This is a genomic window from Nocardia salmonicida NBRC 13393, assembly GCF_001613085.1.
GTDB classification, from domain to species: Bacteria; Actinomycetota; Actinomycetes; order Mycobacteriales; family Mycobacteriaceae; genus Nocardia; species Nocardia salmonicida.
Genome location: NZ_BDBR01000004.1, coordinates 87,695 through 104,874, shown reverse-complemented (window position 1 = coordinate 104,874; position 17,180 = coordinate 87,695). Strand labels below are relative to the sequence as shown.

The window sequence follows — 17,180 nt, the reverse complement described above, 5'->3', positions numbered from 1 at the left end:
AAGCTGAGTATCCTGCGGTGATGGCGTCGCGAGAGCAACACCGACCGCAACCCGTGCAACCGTTTCGTGGGTCCCCGACGAACCTGGACGACATCGACCGCAGGCTCCTCGCCGAACTCGCCGAGGATGCGCGCGTACCCAACAATGTCCTGGCGGCGCGGGTGGGCATCGCCGCCTCGACTTGCTCGCTGCGGCTACGCAGGCTCCGCGAACTCGGTGCGATCCGTGGTTTCTACACCGACATCGCCCCGGAGGCGCTGGGGCTGCCGATCCAGGCGATGATCTCGGTGCAGGTCCAACCGGCGGCGCGGGCCCGCATCGGTGAGCTCAGCGCCAAGCTCGCCGCACTGCCGGGTGTGGTGAACGTGTACTTTCTCGCCGGAACGGTCGACTTCTTGATCCAGGTCTCGGCGGCCTCGCCGGACGCGCTGCGCGAGTTCGTGACTCAGGAGCTCAGCGCGACCCGCGAATTCGCCTCGACCGAGACCAGCTTGGTCTTCGAGCACGTCCGCAGTCCGCAGCCCACGCTCTGATATCGGATCACGCCGAGTCCGTGCGCTGTGCTCGGGCGGACTCTCTGCGACGATGTGCCCATGAGCACCACCACCCGACCGGGTGTGATCACGGCAGGCACGCTGGTTCTGTTGTCGTCGCTGTACTTCGCGCAAGGGTTGCCGTTCGGCTTCTTCACCCAGGCGCTGCCGGTGGTACTGCGCGAATCGGGCTATTCGCTGGTGGTGATCAGCGCCTCGGGTGTGCTGTACCTGCCCTGGGCGCTGAAGTTCCTGTGGGCGCCCTATGTCGATCGGTACGGCACCCGGCGCACCTGGCTGCTGGTGTTGCAACTGCTGTCGGCCGCGGTCGCGATGGTGTTGGCCTGCCTGGATCTGTCGTCCTCGCTGCGCTGGTTGTTCGTCGGCATCGTGGTGGTGAATCTGCTCTCGGCGACCCAGGACGTGGCCACCGACGGTTCGGCCGTGCGGTTGCTGGGTCCGCGTCAGCGCGGGCTGGGCAACGGCATCCAGGTCGGGGCCTACCGGGTCGGCATGATCGTCGGCGGCGGGGCCCTGTTGTGGTTGTACGCGCTGGCCGGGTGGCGGGCGCTCTTTCTCGCGATGGCGGCCTTGATCGTGCTCACCACGGTTCCGGTGTGGCTGATGCGCGAGCCGGTCGCGGACCGGCTGCCGAGCCCGAAGCCCGCACAGTTGCTCTTCGCCTGGTGGACCAGACTGCGTCGACCCGGCGTTCTCGCCTTCATCGCGTTGATCGGCGCGTTCAAATTCGGTGACTCGATGGCCGCGGCGCTCACCGGCCCCTTCCTGTCCGACGCCGGACTCGACCTCAGCGAGATCGCCCTGATCAAAGGCGTGCTCTCCTCGGCGGGCGCGCTGGCGGGCGCGGCCCTCGGCGGTTGGCTCGCCTACCGTTTCGGTCGCGGCAAGGCCCTGCTGATCGGCGGTGTCACCCAGACCGCCAGCATCGCGCTGTACCTGTTCGCCGCCCTCGGCCTGGGTGGTTTCGAACTTCTCGTCACCGCGAGCCTGGCCGAGCATGTCTTCGGTGGCGCGGCCACGGTCGCGGTCTTCGCGCTGATGATGGACGCGTCCCAACCCGAATACGCGGGCAGCGACTACACCCTGCTCGCGTGCGCGATCGTCGTCGTCCAGGGCGTGGCCGGGATGGCCGCGGGCATCGTCGGCGAACTGGCCGGTTATCCCACGCTCTTCGCCACCGGGCTCGTCCTGTCCGGACTCGGGTGCGCCGCAATGGTTCTCGGCCTGTCCCGGGGTCTCGGCCCCTCGAACCTGCACCGAGCCCTTGCCCCGACGGACAATCGGCTGCGTGACGCCGCCGATGGCGGCGATCGCCGCGTCGACAGGTAGTCGCGTGTCGTCGTCGGCGGTCCGCCCGGTCGGCCGACCGAGCCGGAGCGCGGCATCGGCCCCGATCAGGCGCCGGACCCGGTTCGCTTGGCTATCTTGAGTCCGATGTGTTCGCCCGAAATCGTTCGTCTCGCCCACGAGAGCGCGCCGCAGCCGAGTCGGCGGGCGCTGCTCGGCTTCGCGGGGCTCACCGCTCTGGCCGCGGTGGCCCCCGCGCCCGCCGTCGCCGCGCCGCACCGCGGCGTTGTCGATCTCACCCACACACTGACGCCGCACCTGCCGGTGTGGCCGGGTAATCCGCCGCTGGTCATGGTCCCGGTGGCCACGCACGCGTCGGGTGGGTTCGGGCAGTTCGCACTCGGGTACTGGGAGCACACCGGAACCCATCTCGACGCGCCCGCGCATCGGATCCCCGGCGCCGCCACGACCGATGCCCTCGCCGTCGACGATCTCGTCGCGCCGCTCGTCGTCATCGATATCAGCGCCAAGGCCGCCGTCGACGCCGACGCGGTGGTGACCGTCGCCGATATCGACAACTGGCGATCACAGCACGGCGACCTCCCGGAGCGGGCATTCGTCGCGATGTACTCCGGGTGGGAACGCCGCATCGACCGACCGTCGACCTTTCTCAATCTCGACGAACGCGGAACGCCCCACGCCCCGGGGTTCTCCGCCGACGCCGCGGAATACCTTGTCGCGCGCTGCGGAATCGTCGGCGCCGGTGTCGATACGCTCAGCCTGGATTGCGGTGCCGATCCCGAATACGGTGCGCACACGGCCTTTCTCAGTGCCGGTCGCTACGGCGTGGAGATGCTCGCCAACCTCGCCGCGGTTCCGCCGAAGGGCGCGACGGTCGTCATCGGCGCACCGAAACACGCGGGCGGCACCGGCGGACCGTGTCGGGTGCTCGCGCTCACCTGACTGTCGTCACCAGTCCGGCCGGCCGATCGAAAGCCGGTGCTGGAAAACATTTCTCGGATCCACCGCCGCTTTGACTCGCAGTAGCCGCCGATAGTTGTCACCGTAGTAGAAGGCGTGCCACGGCAGGCCGGAGGTGTTCCACGCGGCATCGGCCAGATCCGGGTCCGGGTAGTTGATGTAACTGCCGCCGTAGGCCGCGTTCGGCACCGGAACACCGCCGGTGCCGGCATGCACCTCGCGATACATCTCGCGCGCCCAGCGCAGATACCGTTCGTCGTCGAAGGGCAGTCGCCACGACGCGTGGATCAGCATCTTCATGAACGAATCCCGTGCGGGCATCGCCGTCGCGTCGGCGGCCACGGCGTTGATCGCGCCGCCGAACGGCAGGAATTCGAGCTGGGATTCGCCGAGGAAGCCGGGATCGGTGATGTAGCGGTAGAAGATTCGGAGTTGTTCGGGGGAGTACGCCTTACGCAGATAGGCGGCTTTCACTTTGACCCGTGTGGTGTTCACGCCCTTCGCGTAATACACCTGGTTCACGGTGTCCGGGTAGGACAGTTGTGTGACCGGGGTCAGGATGGGCGGCGGGAACACCCCGTCGCTCACCGTGGCGACGAATTCGTCGAAACGTTGTCGTGCGTCGGGTGTTTCGGCATCGAAGAGGATCAGCATCTCGGCCGCGCCGGTGCCGGTCGTCCTGATCATCAGCGGCGCGTAGAGACCGGCGAATTCATTACCCGGTGCACTGTGGCGTTCGAAGAACCCGAGGTAGTTACCGAGCAACCGGACGAACGAATCCTCGGTGGTTATGGGCAGAATCAGTCGCGCGTTCAGCATGCTGCTCGGCGGTTTCGGCAGCGCGCGCCTGGGGTCCGCGCCGTCGGAATCGGGAGATCGCAGCAGATACCGGGTCACCACACCGAAATTGCCGCCGCCGCCACCGGTGTGCGCCCACCACAGGTCGCGGTCGGGGCCGTCTTCGGTCGCCACGACCACTTTCGTGGTTCCGTCGGCATCGACAGTGACCACTTCGACCCCGGCCAGGTGATCGGCCACGAGCCCGAATCGCCGGGACAACGGACCGTAGCCGCCCCCGCAGACATGACCACCCATCCCGACGCCGAGGCAGATCCCACCCGGCACCGTCACGCCCCAGCGGTGCAGCGCGTTGTAGACGGTGCCGATATCGGCGCCCGCGTCGACCGAGAACGCGCGGTGGTGCTCGTCCCAGTACACCGCGCCGAGTCGGCCGAGGTCGATGATCGAACGGGTCCGCGCGTTGTCGACGAAATCGTCGAAGCAGTGCCCGCCCGAGCGGACCGTGATCCCACCGTCTCCGCCCACCGCCTCGGCGACCGCGCGGCGAACCTCTTCGGCGCTGGTCGGCACATAGATCTTCGCCGGTCGCGCCAGGAACCGCCGGTTGTACCCGCGCGAGGCCAGCGACTCGACATCGCCCGCACCGAGCACCCGCTCCTCGGCGCGCCCCGCGGGCATTCCGAGCGCGGCCATCGCGCCGCCCGCCGCGGTCGCGGTGATCAACTTCCGACGTGAGAGCGCCACCGGATTCCTTTCGCGCCACGCTGTTCGAGATGAATCTGCTCGGACAGTAGCGGAATCGCCGAGGCGCGGATGGCGGAAATACCCAGAGGTCGCAGTGGTTGTGAGTTCGATATCGAGGCAGTCTCAGCCGAGGACTAGGTGGCGGCCGGGTGGCGTCCCTCGGCGAACTCTTCGACGACCTTGGCGCAGAACGCGGGCAGATCGTCGGGGTTGCGACTCGAGACCAAGCCCCGGTCGACGACGACCTCCTCGTCGACAACGGTGCCACCGGCATTGCGGATATCGGTGCGCACGCTGGGATAGGAGGTGAGCGTGCGGCCGCGCACGGCGTCGGCCTCGACCAGCGTCCACGGTCCGTGGCAGATCACGCCGACCGGTTTGCCGGTGCCGACGAATTCCTTGACGAAGCGGACCGCGGCGGGATCTTGGCGGAGTTTGTCGGGGTTGGTAGTGCCGCCCGGGAGCAGTAGCGCGTCGAAGTCGGCCGGGCTCACGTCGGCGATCAGCTCGTCGACGGTGAAGGTGTCACCCTTCTCGACGTCGTGGTTCATCGCCTGGATGGTGCCGGAAGCGAGGGACACCAGCGTCGTGACGGCGCCCGCGTCTTCCACCGCCGCACGGGGTCGGACGAGTTCGACCTGCTCCACCCCATCGGTGGCGAGGATCGCGACGCGCTTTCCTGTCAGCATCCGGTCAGTCATCTTCGGCTCCTTCCTGGCTCTGGCGCCCAGCAGGCGATGTCAGTGTGGCGGTACCGCAGATGCCGGGACCTAAACAGGATCGGGCGGGTGGGCACGGTGGCGATCCTGTGCTCAGATGGAGACAGGATCGCCGACCGAGTCATGGGAGGTACCAGCGTTGCCTGACGACGGCGCGAATCAGGGGACCGAGGACCCGGCTTTTCGGCGAGCCGTGATCTATGGCCTGTCGGTGATCGCGACGGCCGCGGTGGTGTGTGCGATCGCCACCGTCTGGGCGGCGAACAGGAGCGCGTGTGCGGCGGCCGAGGCCCGGCTGTGCGACGACGCGGCCAAGACGATGACGGCCTATCTGGCGATCGGCGCCGGTTCCCTCGCACAATGACACGCGACGACCACGGTGTATGTCAGGCCGGCGGATCGGTGGGGCGGAGGTAGACGGGATGGCCGCCGGTGAGGCTGTTGTACAGCACGCTGAGGTCCAGTGAGTCCGTGCTCGGCTTCGGCTTCGGGTGCGCGCTGCGGTCGACCTGACGGTGGAGGGCTTCCATCTTCTCGTCGAGCTGGGTGGCGACCTCGGCGGCCTGGGCGAGGTCGGTACGCAGGTTCGGGGGGACCTCGCCGCGGTACTTGTAGTAGATCTTGTGCTCGAGGCTGGCCCAGAAGTCCATCGCGATCGTGCGGATCTGGATCTCGACCGGAATCCGCTCGGTGCGGTCGGAGCGGAACACCGGGATCGACACGATCAGGTGCATGCTCTGGTAGCCGTTCGGCTTGCGGTGGGTGATGTAGTCGCGCTCCTCGATCACCGTGATGTCTTCCTGACCGGCCAGCATGTCCCTGATCGTGCCGATATCGGAGATGAAGCTGCACACCACCCTGACCCCGGCGATATCGAGCACGTTGTCCCTGATCGCGGCCAGATTCATCGCGTAATTCTTGCGACGGACCTTCTCGAGAACACTCTCGGGCGACTTGAGTCGCGATCCCACGTGCTCGATAGGGTTGTACTCGTGGGTGTTGTTGAAGTCCTCACGTAAGATGTTGATCTTGGTCGTCACCTCGTCGATCGCGAACTTGTAGCCGAGCATGAAGTCGACGAACTGCTCCCGCAGGGCCCGCAGGTCATCGATACCGACGCCTTAGCCGTTGCCAAGGGTGCTGTCATCGGTGCCGGGATCGCGCTGCCAAGGTTTCATCGACTCCATTGTGCCGTTCGCACGGTGAATGCCTCGTCCGGCGGCTGCCGGGAGATATTGGCATCGCTCACAGTTACCGGGGGTTGTGTTCGTTCGGTCACCAGAATCCGTAGATATTTCGTTCGCCCACGCGCGGGCAGGCCGATGATGACTTCTGGTGCAGTGCCTCACGACGGGCACCGTCGCGGCACGGGGGCCGAGGCGAGCAGGCACTACCCGGCAGTGTGGCCGGGCCGAGGAAGGCGCGCAGCAATGCCGAGTGATGTCGTCGATGTGTCCGTGGAGTTCTCCGTCTCGCGCCGGGCGCTGTGGGATGTATTACTCGAGCCGCAGAGTTACCCGCGGCTGTGGGCCGGGATCGGGGGTTGTGATCGGGTGTCGAACCCCGACGGGAGCACCGTCTGGGAGGTCAGGATCGGGGACAGGGCGGTCGGCGTGCGGCGCACCGGGCTGGTGCTGACCATCGGGCGCTGGTACGAGAGTTTCGAACTGCACAATCCCGAATCCGGCAGTTTCGCCATGATCCGGCTCACCGGGGACGAGCAGCGCACGAGGGTGAGCGTCACCGTCTTCGCCGCGCCGCGGCTGCACCCCACGCTGGCCGGTGTCACGAACTCGGTGATCGTCGGATGGGTCAAGGACGGTCTGCGTCGCGCGGCCGATGTCGTGGGTGGAGCCCGCACCTCGGTGGTGGCCAATGGCAACCGGGCGCCGATCCGGCGCAAATCCGAACTCGTGCGCTGGTGGGTGAACTCGGGTCAGGTGTCGCCGCCGCTGACCTCGGCCAGACAGTTGCGGTCGCTGTACCGGTGGGGATTCAATCTGGCGGGCGGATACGCCGCGGGCGCCGCGCACAGCCCGGACCAGATCGCGCTGATCGACGACACCAGCACCGCCAGCTTCGCCGAAACCGACAAGCGGACCACCGCGTTGGCGGGCGCGATGTACGAGGTGGGGCTGCGTGCGGGTGACGCGGTGGGCCTGCTGGCCGGAAACCATTGCGGCATGGTCGAATCCATGGTCGCGGCGGGCAAGCTCGGTGTCGACGTCGCACTGCTGAACTCGGGACTCTCGGGGCGGCGGATCGAGGAAATCGTGCAGCGGCACCGGCTTTCGGCGTTGTTCGTCGACACCGATCTGGCTTACCTCGTGCAATACCTGCACACCGATCTGCCGCGCTTCTTCACCGACGACGCCCCCGCCGACCCGACGCGGATCACGATCGAAGACCTCATCGCGACCCGCGACTCGAAGTTTCCCGTCCCGACGGTGCCGGGACGCCAGATCGTGCTCACCTCGGGCACCAGCGGCACCCCGAAGGGAGCCCGGCGTCCGCACCCGAAGGGCTTCGACACCCTGGTCGCGCTGCTGTCGCTGATCCCGATCCACGCGGGCAGCACCATGATGATCCCGGCGCCGCTGTTTCACACCTGGGGGTTGTCGGCGCTGCAATTGAGCACCGCGGTGCGGGCCACGGTGGTGCTGACGCAGGGCTTCGACGCCGAGGACTGCCTGCGCCGGATCACCGAACACGGAGTGAACACGCTCATCGCGGTGCCCACCATGGTGCAGCGACTGGTCGACCTGCCCGCCGAGGTGCGCGAGCGGTACGACCTGAGCAGCCTGCGGCATGTGATCAGCTGCGGCGCACCACTGACCGCGGTCACCGTCGACCGGTTCCTCGACGACTACGGCGATGTCCTCTACAACCTCTACGGTTCCACGGAGGTCTCCTGGGCCAGCGTGGCCGGGCCCGACGACCTGCGCGCCGCGCCCACTACCGCAGGACGCCCGCCACTGGGTACCAAGATCGCGATCCTCGATGCCGAGCACAAAGCAGTGCCGATCGGCGTGGTCGGGCGGATCTTCGTCGGCAACCACATGCTCTTCGACGGCTATGTCAGCGACGCACCGCCCGAGGAATCCGACGGCATGATGGATACCGGCGATCTCGGTTACCTCGACGCCGAAGGCAGATTGTTCGTGGCGGGACGCGACGACGAGATGATCATCTCCGGCGGCGAGAACGTTTTTCCGCGACCGGTCGAGGAAGCGTTGGCGTATCTGCCGCAGGTCACCGATGTCGCGGTGGTCGGCGTGCCGGACCGTGAATTCGGCCAGCGACTGGCCGCGTTCCTGGTCAAGAACGAGGGCTCGGGGCTCGACTCGGACATGGTGCGCACCTACGTCCGAAACCGCCTCAGCCGCTTCTCCGTCCCGCGCGATGTCACCTTTCTCAACGCGCTGCCGCGCGGCGAGACCGGCAAGGTGCTCAAGCGGTTGCTGGTGGACCCGGAAGGGCTGGTCGGCTGAGCCGGGGCGCGGCGACCAGCCCTTGCACCGGGGGCGTTACGGGCGCGGGTTGTCCTGGAACAACTGCCACATCCGGTTCATCATCTCGGTGCGCCGCGCGCCCGTCGGCCAGGTATGGCTGCCGCCGTTGTAGACCCGCCACAGCACCTCGGTGCCGGACTCGCAGTCCCAGTGCCTTGAATCCTTGATGTCGGTGCCGCCGCCGGGCTGCTCGTTCTGGCACGGACGGTTTTCCCAGCTCCAGTACATGACGTGGCCGTAGGCGATGGGCTCGAGGACGATGGGATCGCTCGCCGAGGCGAACACGCCCCACGAGACCGCGCGGGCGGGATTGCAGCCGGTCGGCGGGGGCGCGGGTGCGTACACGGCGCCCGAGGCGAACACCTCCGGTGCGGTGCAGGCCGCGCGCGAGGCCATCTGACCACCGTTGGAATGGCCTGTGAGATGGACCCGATCGCGGTTCACCCCGTATTGCGTGGCGACCGCGTTGACGACGTTCTTGATATGCGTGACGTCGGCCGCATCGGCGTTCCAGCCCCAACCAGGGGAGCCGTCCGTCTTGCACTCCTTCTTGGTACCCCGGGGGTAGACGACGATGAACTTGTGCTGATCGGCGAGGGCGTTCCACCCCCACGCCGCCTCGACGCTTTCGGGCGAGTCGTAACCACCGTGGATGGCGACCACGAGCGGTGCCCCCGCCGGCACGCCTGACGGGACGTGAACGCGGTAGTGCCGACCTTCGAACCCGATGTTGCCGGGGTAGTTCGGCGGTGTCGGGCATTCGTCGGCCGGACTTTCGAGAACTGCCCGGTCGGCATGGCCGGGCGCGGCCGCCGGTACCGCGAGTAGTAGGGCTGCGCAGGACGCGCCGAACAGTGCGGCCAGACGTTTGATCAGAGAGGACGCCACGGAAACTCCTTGTGTGCGAACGGTATTGCACGTCGCACACTACGCGGACAGTGGTGTTCTTCGATGTCGATTGACCCGTGGGGGATGAGACGGAAAAGACCCGCGCTCGGGCTCAGAGGTCGAGAACCAAGCGCTTTCCCGCGCAGCGGGAGACGCACGCCAGCGTCACCCCGGCGGCGCGTTCCTCGGGGGTCAGCGCGCCGTCGCGGTGGTCGGGGGTGCCGTCGGTGACGCGGACGACGCAGGTGCGACAGAAGCCCTGGCGACACGAGTAGGGCTGGTCGGGGCGCACCGCCAGTAGTGCGTCGAGCATGGTCTGGTCCGCGCCGACGGCGATGACCTCACCCGTGCTCGTCAACTCCACCTCGAACGCGGTGCCGTCGACAACCGGTGCGGGAGAGAATCTTTCGGAATGGAATTCGATGCCGGGCATCGTGCGCACAGCGGCGACCAGGACGGCCGTCATCGGGGTGGGTCCACAGCAGTAGATCGCCGTGTCGTGGTCGACGCCGTCGAGAAGATCTGTAGCACTGGGTGTTCCGTGCTCGTCATCGGTGCGCACCACCACGTGTCCGCGGAGTTCGGCGAGCTCGTCGAGGAAGGGCAGGGTGTCGCGGCTTCGCCCGCAATAGACCAGGGTCCAGGCGATGCCGAGCCGGTCGGCGGCCCGCGCCATCGCCAGGATCGGGGTGATGCCGATGCCGCCCGCGACGAAATGCAGGCGTTTCGCCGACGAGCCACGCCCAGGGGGCGCGAACGGGAACGCGTTGCGCGGCCCGCGGATCACCACCGCGGTACCGACCGTCAGCTCGTCGTGGATCTCGATCGACCCGCCGCCACCGTGCGGAATGCGGCGCACCGCGATGCGGTACTCCCCGGTTTCGGCCGGGTCGCCACACAGCGAGTACTGCCGTAGGCGCCCGGACGGCAGCTCGATGTCGATGTGCGCGCCCGGCGCCCACCGGGGCAGCTGAGCGCCATCGGGTGCGCGCAGCCCCAGGTTGATGACGGCCTGGTCCTCGGCCACCAGCACCCGGTCGGTGACGACCACCGGAAAGCGGGCGTCGTCGGCCCTGGTGAGCAGGGGGCGGCGGTTGATCAAGGTAGACCAGCGCACGCGCAGGTTGGCGACCGTGTCGAGCACTCTGGTCGTCGGGTCGTGCTCGTGTTTGCCGTACAGGTCCGGCGGGATCACCGTGGGTGCGGGGTAGACGGTCACTGGGCGGCCGCCCTGGCTGCCGGCGACTTGGCCAGATAGGCGATCGCCTGTTCGGTGGAGCCCACATTCGCCGGGTCGTAGCGGGGATTGAACGTGGACCCGGCACTGATCAGCAGGGCCGGAATGCCCGGCAGCGCGCCCCGGCGCATCGCTCCCAGAATCTTCCAGATCAGCCGCGGGTAGCCGATATTCGGCAGCTCCGGATCCTGATTGACCAGGTACTTCGTGCCGCGCACGAGCAAGCTGAGCAGGATCGGGATGACGAGCAGCATGATTCCCGCCCGCCGGATGTATCCGGCCCCGAAGTAGATCGCGACATCGTGGGCGACGCTGCGATGCTCGACTTCCTCGGCGCCGTGCCAGCGGAACAGGTCGAGTACGCGTGGTTCGGCGCCGTGGGATTCCAAGTCGGCGTTGAGGATCCAGTCACCGAGCCACGCGAAGAAGTGCTCGAGGCTGGCGATGAACGTCAACCGTTCGACCAGGCGGGTCTGGGCCGCTTGTGGGCTGCCCTCGCGCGCGCCGAGCGAGTTGCGGAAGACGTACTCCATCTGGCGGGTGTAGGGCGCGGTGTCGATGTGGTGGGCGGCGAAAACCTGATCGAGCACCTTGGCGTGGGTTTCGGCGTGCATCGACTCCTGGCCGATGAACCCGAGCATTGCCTCGCGCACCTTCGCATCCCGCACGTAGGGGAGGGCGTCGCGGTAGGTGGCGCAGAACATCCGCTCGCCCTCGGGCAGCAGCAGGTTCAGCGAGTTCACCACGTGCGAGGCGATCGGCTCGGACGGCATCCAGTGCAGTGGTGCCGAGGTCCAGTCGAACTTCACATTGCGTGCCTGCAGGGCGACATCAGGTGTGCGCGGGGTCTTGGCCGCACGCCGGTTCGGGAGTTTCATCGGGTCTCCTGTGCCTGGGGAGCGGAGTCGGCATGTCCTGCGCGCAGGAACCGCCCGGTTCCCCAGTCCGCGCCGATTCCGGGCGCTACTTCGCCCTCGCCGAAGACTCGGCGGCCGTTGACGACGGTCGCGACGACGGCGCGGTCGTTGCGGTTGACCATCCGGTCCAGGCCGAATTCGGGGAGCGGCGCTTCGTGGAGCCGGTGTACCTCCTCGTCGAGTCCGGCCGGGTCGATGACGACCAGGTCGGCTCGACCGCCTTCGCGCAGGTGACCGGCGTCGATCTGGTACCAGTCGGCGAGCTCGCCGGTGAGGCGGTGAACGGCACGTTCCAGACTCAGGAACGGCGTGCCGGATTCCTGGGCGCGCAGCACTCTTTCGAGCAGACGCAGCCCGAAGTTGTAGAATGACATGTTGCGCAGGTGCGCGCCCGCGTCGCCGAATCCCATCTGCACGCCCGGGCTCGCGGCGAGCTTGTTCAGGTAGTCGGGGCGATCGTTGGCGATCGTCGTGCGCCACCGCAGCGCCGGGCCGTATTCGACAACCATGTCGAGGTAGGCGTCGACCGGGTGCAGGCCACGGTCCTTGCCGACCTGGCCGATCGACTTGCCGACCACCGACTCGTCGGGGCAGGCGATGATCTCGGCGTCGAAGAAGTTGCGGTGCCAGATGCGGGGGGTGAACTTGTTGTCGTACTGCTTGCGGAACCAGCGACGGTACGGCTCGCTCTGGAGCAGCTCGTTGCGTTCGACCTGGTCTTTGAGGTGCAGGGCCGCGGCGCCGGCGCCGAACTCCTCGAACACCACCAGGTCGATACCGTCGGCGTAGACGGTGAACGGCACGGGCAGATGCTGCCACCGGAAGTTGGTGCGGGCGAAGCGATTCAGCAGCGGCGCGGCGTAGAGCATGAACCACACCAGCGGCGGGTAGGCCTTGGAGTCGGCCGCCGACAACAGCGAGGTGCGCAGCCGGGGTCGGCCGATGCCGGCGCTGGCGAGGAAGAACTTGGCGATGTTGGGGCTCAGGCTGACCGTCGGGGCGCTCTGCAGCACCCGGTCCCGCTTGCGCAACACCTTGTTGAGCGCGCGCACCTCTTTGCCGCGGGTGTAGGTCGACGGCAGCGACCGCGACCGGTATTCGTCGCCGTCGATCTTGTCGAGCTTGTTAGTCATCGACGACAGCCCGAGGAAGCCGGCGTCGATCGCCGCGTCGAGCAGGGTGGTCATCTGCTCGATCTCGGCGGCGGTGGGTTCGGTGTCGCGGGTGACCGCCCGGCCGAGCCCGAGCACATGGGTGCGCAGATCGGAGTGTCCGAGGAACGCGGCGACGTTGGGGCCCAACGGCAACGCGTCGAGCGCCTTGGCGTACTCGCCGGGATCCGACCAGGTGCGGTGCTTGTCGAGGGCGCCGTGCACCGCGTCGCGGGGCACGGCCTCGACCCGGCTGAACAGATCCGCGCAGTCGGCGTTGGAGGCCAGGACCGTCGACAGCGAGCAGTTGCCGACGACGACCGTGGTGACGCCGTGGCGCAGCGACTCCGATAATTCGGGCTTGATCAGCATTTCGGCGTCGTAGTGGGTGTGGACGTCGACGAAGCCGGGCAGCACCCACTTGCCCGCGGCGTCGATCACCTCGGTGTCGGCGCCGATCGGCAGCGGGTCCACCGAGACGGCCTCGACGATGCCGTCGCGGATGCCGATAGTGCGCTGTGCGGACGCGGCCCCGGTGCCGTCGAACCAGCGACCGTCGGTAATGACGATGTCGAAGTCGAGCATTGGCTTTTCTCTCATTCGTCGTTACTTGGGCTGAGCCTGGATGAACGCGTCGGCGTATCCGGCGATCGCGGCGGGGTCGGAGTAGGGCAGCCAGTGCCCGCGCGACAGGTCGTGTCGCACGACCTGATCGGCCCACTTCGCGGTGTCGTCGTAGCCCGCGGGGCGCACGGCGATGTCACGGGTGTTCACGAGCAACTGCACCGGAACGGTGGTGCGTCGTTCCCGTGGCCCGAACATGCGGGCGATGATGTTGGCCTTGTAGAAGCGCAGCCCCGAGATCATGTCCTGTTTCAGGGTCGGAGCCAGCGAGATCTGCTCGGCGGGGGTGCCCTCGATCACGCGAAGGAACAACTTCCAGCTCTTCTCGGTGCCCACGAGCCGGAAGAACAGGCCCGGCAGGATCGGCAGCATGAAGAAGGTGGTGTAGGCCGACGACAGGCACTGGCTGAGCGTGCCCCAGATGCCGCGCGGCGTACCCGACAGCACGCCACGGCGCATCCAGGTGGCCAGGTGGTCGAGGTTCGGGCCCGAGATCGAGGTGAACGACGCCACGTACTGGTCCGCGCCCGGCTCACACACCGCTTCCCAGACCTGGACCGAGCCCCAGTCGTGGGCCACGACGTGCACGGGTTCGGTGGGGCTGACAGCCTCCACCACGGCGAAGAAGTCGGTCGCGAGACGATTCAGCTCGTAGGCCGATACCTCGGTCGGCGCGCTGGATCGGCCGTACCCGCGAGTGTCGTAGGAGATCACGCGATATTTGCCCGACAGCAGCGGCACGACGCCGTCCCACAGGTGATGGGTATCGGGCCACCCGTGGACCAGGACCACCGGAATGCCGTCTTCGGGACCGAATTCGTAGACAGCGAGCGATATGTCGCCGTTGCGCACCAGATGCGATCTGGATGACGCTGCCCCGGGATTGTCGGTGCCGGTTTCGCGCGTCATACGAGACTCCTTCCGCACGGGGCTTCGTTGCTCCGTGCACAATCGATAGTACCGGCGGTACCGATATGCGGTACGCGGGGTATCGGGAATATCTTGAGGATCTCGCGGCCCGCTGTCAACAAGACCGCCGAGACTGCCCGCGACAGGGCGGCGGAGCCGTCGCCGCACGCCGCTATCCTGGCCGTACGCGAAGGGCGGATCAGGGAGAACAGTGACTACATCGTCGAGGCCGGTGCGCCGGTCGCCAGTACGGTTGCTCACCCGCGAACAAGTCATCGCGGGTGCGGTGCGGTGCATCGACCGCGACGGACCCCAGGTGAGCATGGAAACGCTGGCCCGGGAGATGGGCGTGGCCAAACCGCGTCTGTACCGGATGTTCGCCGACAAATCCGAACTCGACGGCGCGGTGTCGGATTGGCTCGTCGCGCAGGTCTACGCCGCCGTCGCGCCGGATCTTTCGCTGATCATGCAGCCGCCACGTGCCACGATCCATCGGTTCCTCACCGCCTACGCCGGGGTCATCGCCGAGCATCCCGATGTGTTCCGTTTCCTCGTGCTCACCCAGAGCGTGTCGAGCGCCGACCCGTCTGCCCGGCCGTTGGACATCGGTCGTCGCCTCTCGCACGATCTCGCCGAGCGCAGCCGCAGTGTGCTGTCCTCGGTCGCGCTCGATACCGACGGTATCGATCATCTGCTGCGCGGCATCGTCGGTTTCGTCATGGCCGTCACCGACCTCTGGCTCGACACCGATCCTGTCCCGCTGCCGGAACCGACGGCATTGTTCGTCGATCGGACGACCAATGCCGTCGTCCAGTTGTTCGACGGCTTTCTCCGGGAGAAGGGCGTCGTCATCAAGCCCGATATGTCGGTGGCGGCGACGCTGGCCACCATCACCGAAACCGCGCCGCCGCTCGACTGACTCCGGTTGCCGGGTCAGGCCTTCATCTCGTACGTTCCGGCCAGCGCACGCGCCTTGGCGAGCACACGCTCGAAACGAGCCTGGTCGAAGACCGGCCGCCGCACCAGGTCGAGGGCCCGGCGCTGCTGGGTGGGGGTAGCGGTCGGCTTGTTGTGCAGGTTGAGCGCGTTGGCGGAGAAGGCGCGCACGAAGCCGTCGAAGATCTGATCGATCACCGCCGGATCGGTGCCGTCGATGACCGCTTGCTCCAGCACCAGCTGCGCGTAGGGCACGGCGGTGAACAGCTCACCGAACGCGAACAAGAAGTCCACGTCCTGCTGCTGCGAGGCCGTCGGTGAGGCCACCGCCAGCAGTGCCTGCAGCGCCAGCACCTGTTCGAGGAACACCGCCACGTTCGGAATGTCGCCGAAGCTCTCGAAGACCGGGCGCCAGTCGGCGAAGCGGATGCGACCCAGGCCGCTGCTGGGGCCCTGCCGGAACAAGAACTCGTCGTCGGCGGTGTCGTGGCGCGACGGCACCGGAGCGTATGCGGCACTGGCGAATTCGGCCCGCAGCGGCTTCACGACCGCGCCGAGGCGGGGGGTGATCTTGCGACTGGACCAGGTCAGCGCACCGGCGACCGCGCGGGTGGCCCCCTTGGATGCCACCGAGGCGCCCGGCAGCGACTGCATCGCGGCCAGGCCGGCATCGGCGGGGTGGAACATGTAGTTGGCCATGAACTTCAGTGACAGCGCCATGTTGACGTGGACGGTGCCCTCGAGTCGCGGGAGGCCGAACATGGCCGTCATCGCGACCGGGAAGTACATGTCGTTCTCGAACCCGCGCGCGGCGATCACGTCGGCGAGGTCCTCGATGACGCGCTGGCCCTGCCGGGTCACCGACATCTTCTCGATGGCGTTGAACAGCAGGTAGCGACGATCGTCCGGCGATGCCGAACGCATGTAGTCCACCGCGCGTGCGCTGTAGAGCTTCATCGCGGCGATGCGCGCGTAGGAATCGGTGATCAGCGCGCGAACCTGCGGGAACTCGGTGACCCTGTGCCCGAACAGAATCCGGTTCTCGGCGTGGTCGATCGCCTCGTAGAAGGAGTGCTCACAGGCGCCGACCGCGCCGAAGCCGAGGTTGAACTTGCCCACGTTGACCGTGTTCATCGCCGCGTGGAACGCGTCCTCGCCGCGGTGGAGGATGTCCTCCTCGGCGACGGGGTAGTTCTCGAGATCGAAAGCCGCGACATAGATCTGGCTGTTGACGACATTCTTGCGCAGCTTGTACGCGTCGTGCTGGGAGTCGGCGACAAAGAAGAGATACCCCTCGTAATCCTCCTGAGTCGGCTTGCCCCGCAACGCCGCGGCGCTGTCGATGATCGGCTTGTCCGACCGACGGCCGAAGACCGAGACCATCGAGGCCAGGTTGCCGTTGCCGATGTAGTACTTGCCGCCGGTCGCGGTGTAGCCACCGTCGGGCTGCGGGTCGACGATCATGTCGGTGGAGTACACGTCGGCGCCGTGTTCCTTCTCCGACAGCCCGAACGCGAAGATCTCGCCGGATTCGAGCTGGGCCGCCGCCTTCTTCTTGGCCGCGCTGTTGCTGCTCTGCCAGATCGGGCCGAGGCCGAGGATGGTGACCTGCCAGACGTACCAGTAGGTCATGCCGTAGAAGCCGAAGATCTGGCTCAGCATGGCGTTGCGCGCGGTGTCCCAGCGCTTGTTCGGGTCACCGCCCGCTTCGGCCGCCGGGGTGAGGAAGGTGGCGAACAGGCGCTCCTTCTTCGCGAAATCGAGGAACTCCGCAGGCCAGACGCGGGACCGATCGTCATCGAGCAGTTGAGTCTTGCCGCGAGTCTCGAACCAGTCGACCATCGCGCGCAACAGCCTGCGCGTGTCCGGATCGAACTGCGCGAAGTCGGCGGTGTTCGGGTTGAAGAAATCCTGGGGCAT

15 protein-coding genes are annotated in these 17,180 nt (G+C 67.3%); 6 read left to right on the top strand and 9 right to left on the bottom strand.

Annotated features, from left to right (window positions below):
• Positions 1-20: 20 nt before the first annotated feature.
• The 3 genes from NS1_RS04530 (at position 21) to NS1_RS04520 (ending at position 2,804) form a co-directional block, all read left to right on the top strand.
• Complete coding sequence (locus NS1_RS04530; protein WP_062981898.1) at positions 21-533, top strand: Lrp/AsnC family transcriptional regulator; 513 nt, start codon at positions 21-23, stop codon at positions 531-533.
• A 60-nt stretch (positions 534-593) separates the two neighbouring features.
• Positions 594-1,883 (top strand): MFS transporter, encoded by a 1,290-nt coding sequence (locus tag NS1_RS04525; RefSeq protein ID WP_062982313.1) that lies wholly within the window; start codon positions 594-596, stop codon positions 1,881-1,883.
• Between the two features lie 105 nt (positions 1,884-1,988).
• The gene (locus NS1_RS04520) at positions 1,989-2,804 is read left to right on the top strand and encodes a cyclase family protein (protein ID WP_062981896.1); all 816 of its coding nucleotides are present in this window, start codon (positions 1,989-1,991) and stop codon (positions 2,802-2,804) included.
• A 6-nt stretch (positions 2,805-2,810) separates the two neighbouring features.
• Here NS1_RS04520 and NS1_RS04515 read toward each other — a convergent pair whose 3' ends face one another.
• Together NS1_RS04515 and NS1_RS04510 are read right to left on the bottom strand one after the other, a co-directional pair.
• Positions 2,811-4,367, bottom strand: a complete 1,557-nt coding sequence (locus NS1_RS04515; protein ID WP_084503485.1) for an FAD-binding oxidoreductase — start codon at positions 4,365-4,367, stop codon at positions 2,811-2,813.
• A 134-nt stretch (positions 4,368-4,501) separates the two neighbouring features.
• Positions 4,502-5,068, bottom strand: a complete 567-nt coding sequence (locus NS1_RS04510; RefSeq protein ID WP_062981894.1) for a type 1 glutamine amidotransferase domain-containing protein — start codon at positions 5,066-5,068, stop codon at positions 4,502-4,504.
• A 115-nt stretch (positions 5,069-5,183) separates the two neighbouring features.
• On the opposite strand from NS1_RS04510, the gene NS1_RS39850 reads away from it, so the two are divergent.
• Positions 5,184-5,450 (top strand): hypothetical protein, encoded by a 267-nt coding sequence (locus NS1_RS39850; RefSeq protein ID WP_157125096.1) that lies wholly within the window; start codon positions 5,184-5,186, stop codon positions 5,448-5,450.
• A gap of 22 nt (positions 5,451-5,472) precedes the next feature.
• On the opposite strand, the gene NS1_RS04505 is transcribed toward NS1_RS39850, so the two are convergent.
• Complete coding sequence (locus NS1_RS04505; protein WP_084503483.1) at positions 5,473-6,156, bottom strand: GTP pyrophosphokinase; 684 nt, start codon at positions 6,154-6,156, stop codon at positions 5,473-5,475.
• Between the two features lie 360 nt (positions 6,157-6,516).
• Here NS1_RS04505 and NS1_RS04500 point away from each other — a divergent pair, with 360 nt between their 5' ends.
• On the top strand, positions 6,517-8,577 hold the full coding sequence (locus NS1_RS04500) for an AMP-binding protein (protein WP_062981893.1): 2,061 nt from the start codon (positions 6,517-6,519) through the stop codon (positions 8,575-8,577).
• Positions 8,578-8,613: 36 nt separating this feature from the next.
• Here the strand turns inward: NS1_RS04500 and NS1_RS04495 are convergent, their stop codons facing one another.
• The 5 genes from NS1_RS04495 to NS1_RS04475 form a co-directional block, all read right to left on the bottom strand.
• On the bottom strand, positions 8,614-9,486 hold the full coding sequence (locus NS1_RS04495) for a CE1 family esterase (protein WP_062981891.1): 873 nt from the start codon (positions 9,484-9,486) through the stop codon (positions 8,614-8,616).
• Between the two features lie 112 nt (positions 9,487-9,598).
• Complete coding sequence (locus tag NS1_RS04490; protein ID WP_062981888.1) at positions 9,599-10,705, bottom strand: PDR/VanB family oxidoreductase; 1,107 nt, start codon at positions 10,703-10,705, stop codon at positions 9,599-9,601.
• Positions 10,702-11,601 (bottom strand): metal-dependent hydrolase, encoded by a 900-nt coding sequence (locus NS1_RS04485; protein ID WP_062981885.1) that lies wholly within the window; start codon positions 11,599-11,601, stop codon positions 10,702-10,704. The genes NS1_RS04490 and NS1_RS04485 overlap by 4 nt, the downstream gene beginning before the upstream one ends.
• Positions 11,598-13,376: an N-acyl-D-amino-acid deacylase family protein gene (locus tag NS1_RS04480; protein WP_062981883.1), complete on the bottom strand. Its 1,779-nt coding sequence runs from the start codon at positions 13,374-13,376 to the stop codon at positions 11,598-11,600. The genes NS1_RS04485 and NS1_RS04480 overlap by 4 nt, the downstream gene beginning before the upstream one ends.
• Before the next feature lie 21 nt (positions 13,377-13,397).
• Positions 13,398-14,324 carry an alpha/beta fold hydrolase gene (locus NS1_RS04475; protein ID WP_056820652.1) on the bottom strand — a complete coding sequence of 309 codons (927 nt, stop codon included), beginning with the start codon at positions 14,322-14,324 and terminating at the stop codon, positions 13,398-13,400.
• 211 nt (positions 14,325-14,535) lie between these two features.
• Between NS1_RS04475 and NS1_RS04470 the strand changes: the two genes are divergently transcribed.
• Positions 14,536-15,243 (top strand): TetR/AcrR family transcriptional regulator, encoded by a 708-nt coding sequence (locus NS1_RS04470; RefSeq protein ID WP_063816068.1) that lies wholly within the window; start codon positions 14,536-14,538, stop codon positions 15,241-15,243.
• A 14-nt stretch (positions 15,244-15,257) separates the two neighbouring features.
• Here NS1_RS04470 and NS1_RS04465 read toward each other — a convergent pair whose 3' ends face one another.
• Entirely contained in the window at positions 15,258-17,180 is a 1,923-nt protein-coding gene (locus NS1_RS04465) for an acyl-CoA dehydrogenase family protein (protein WP_062981881.1), read from the bottom strand.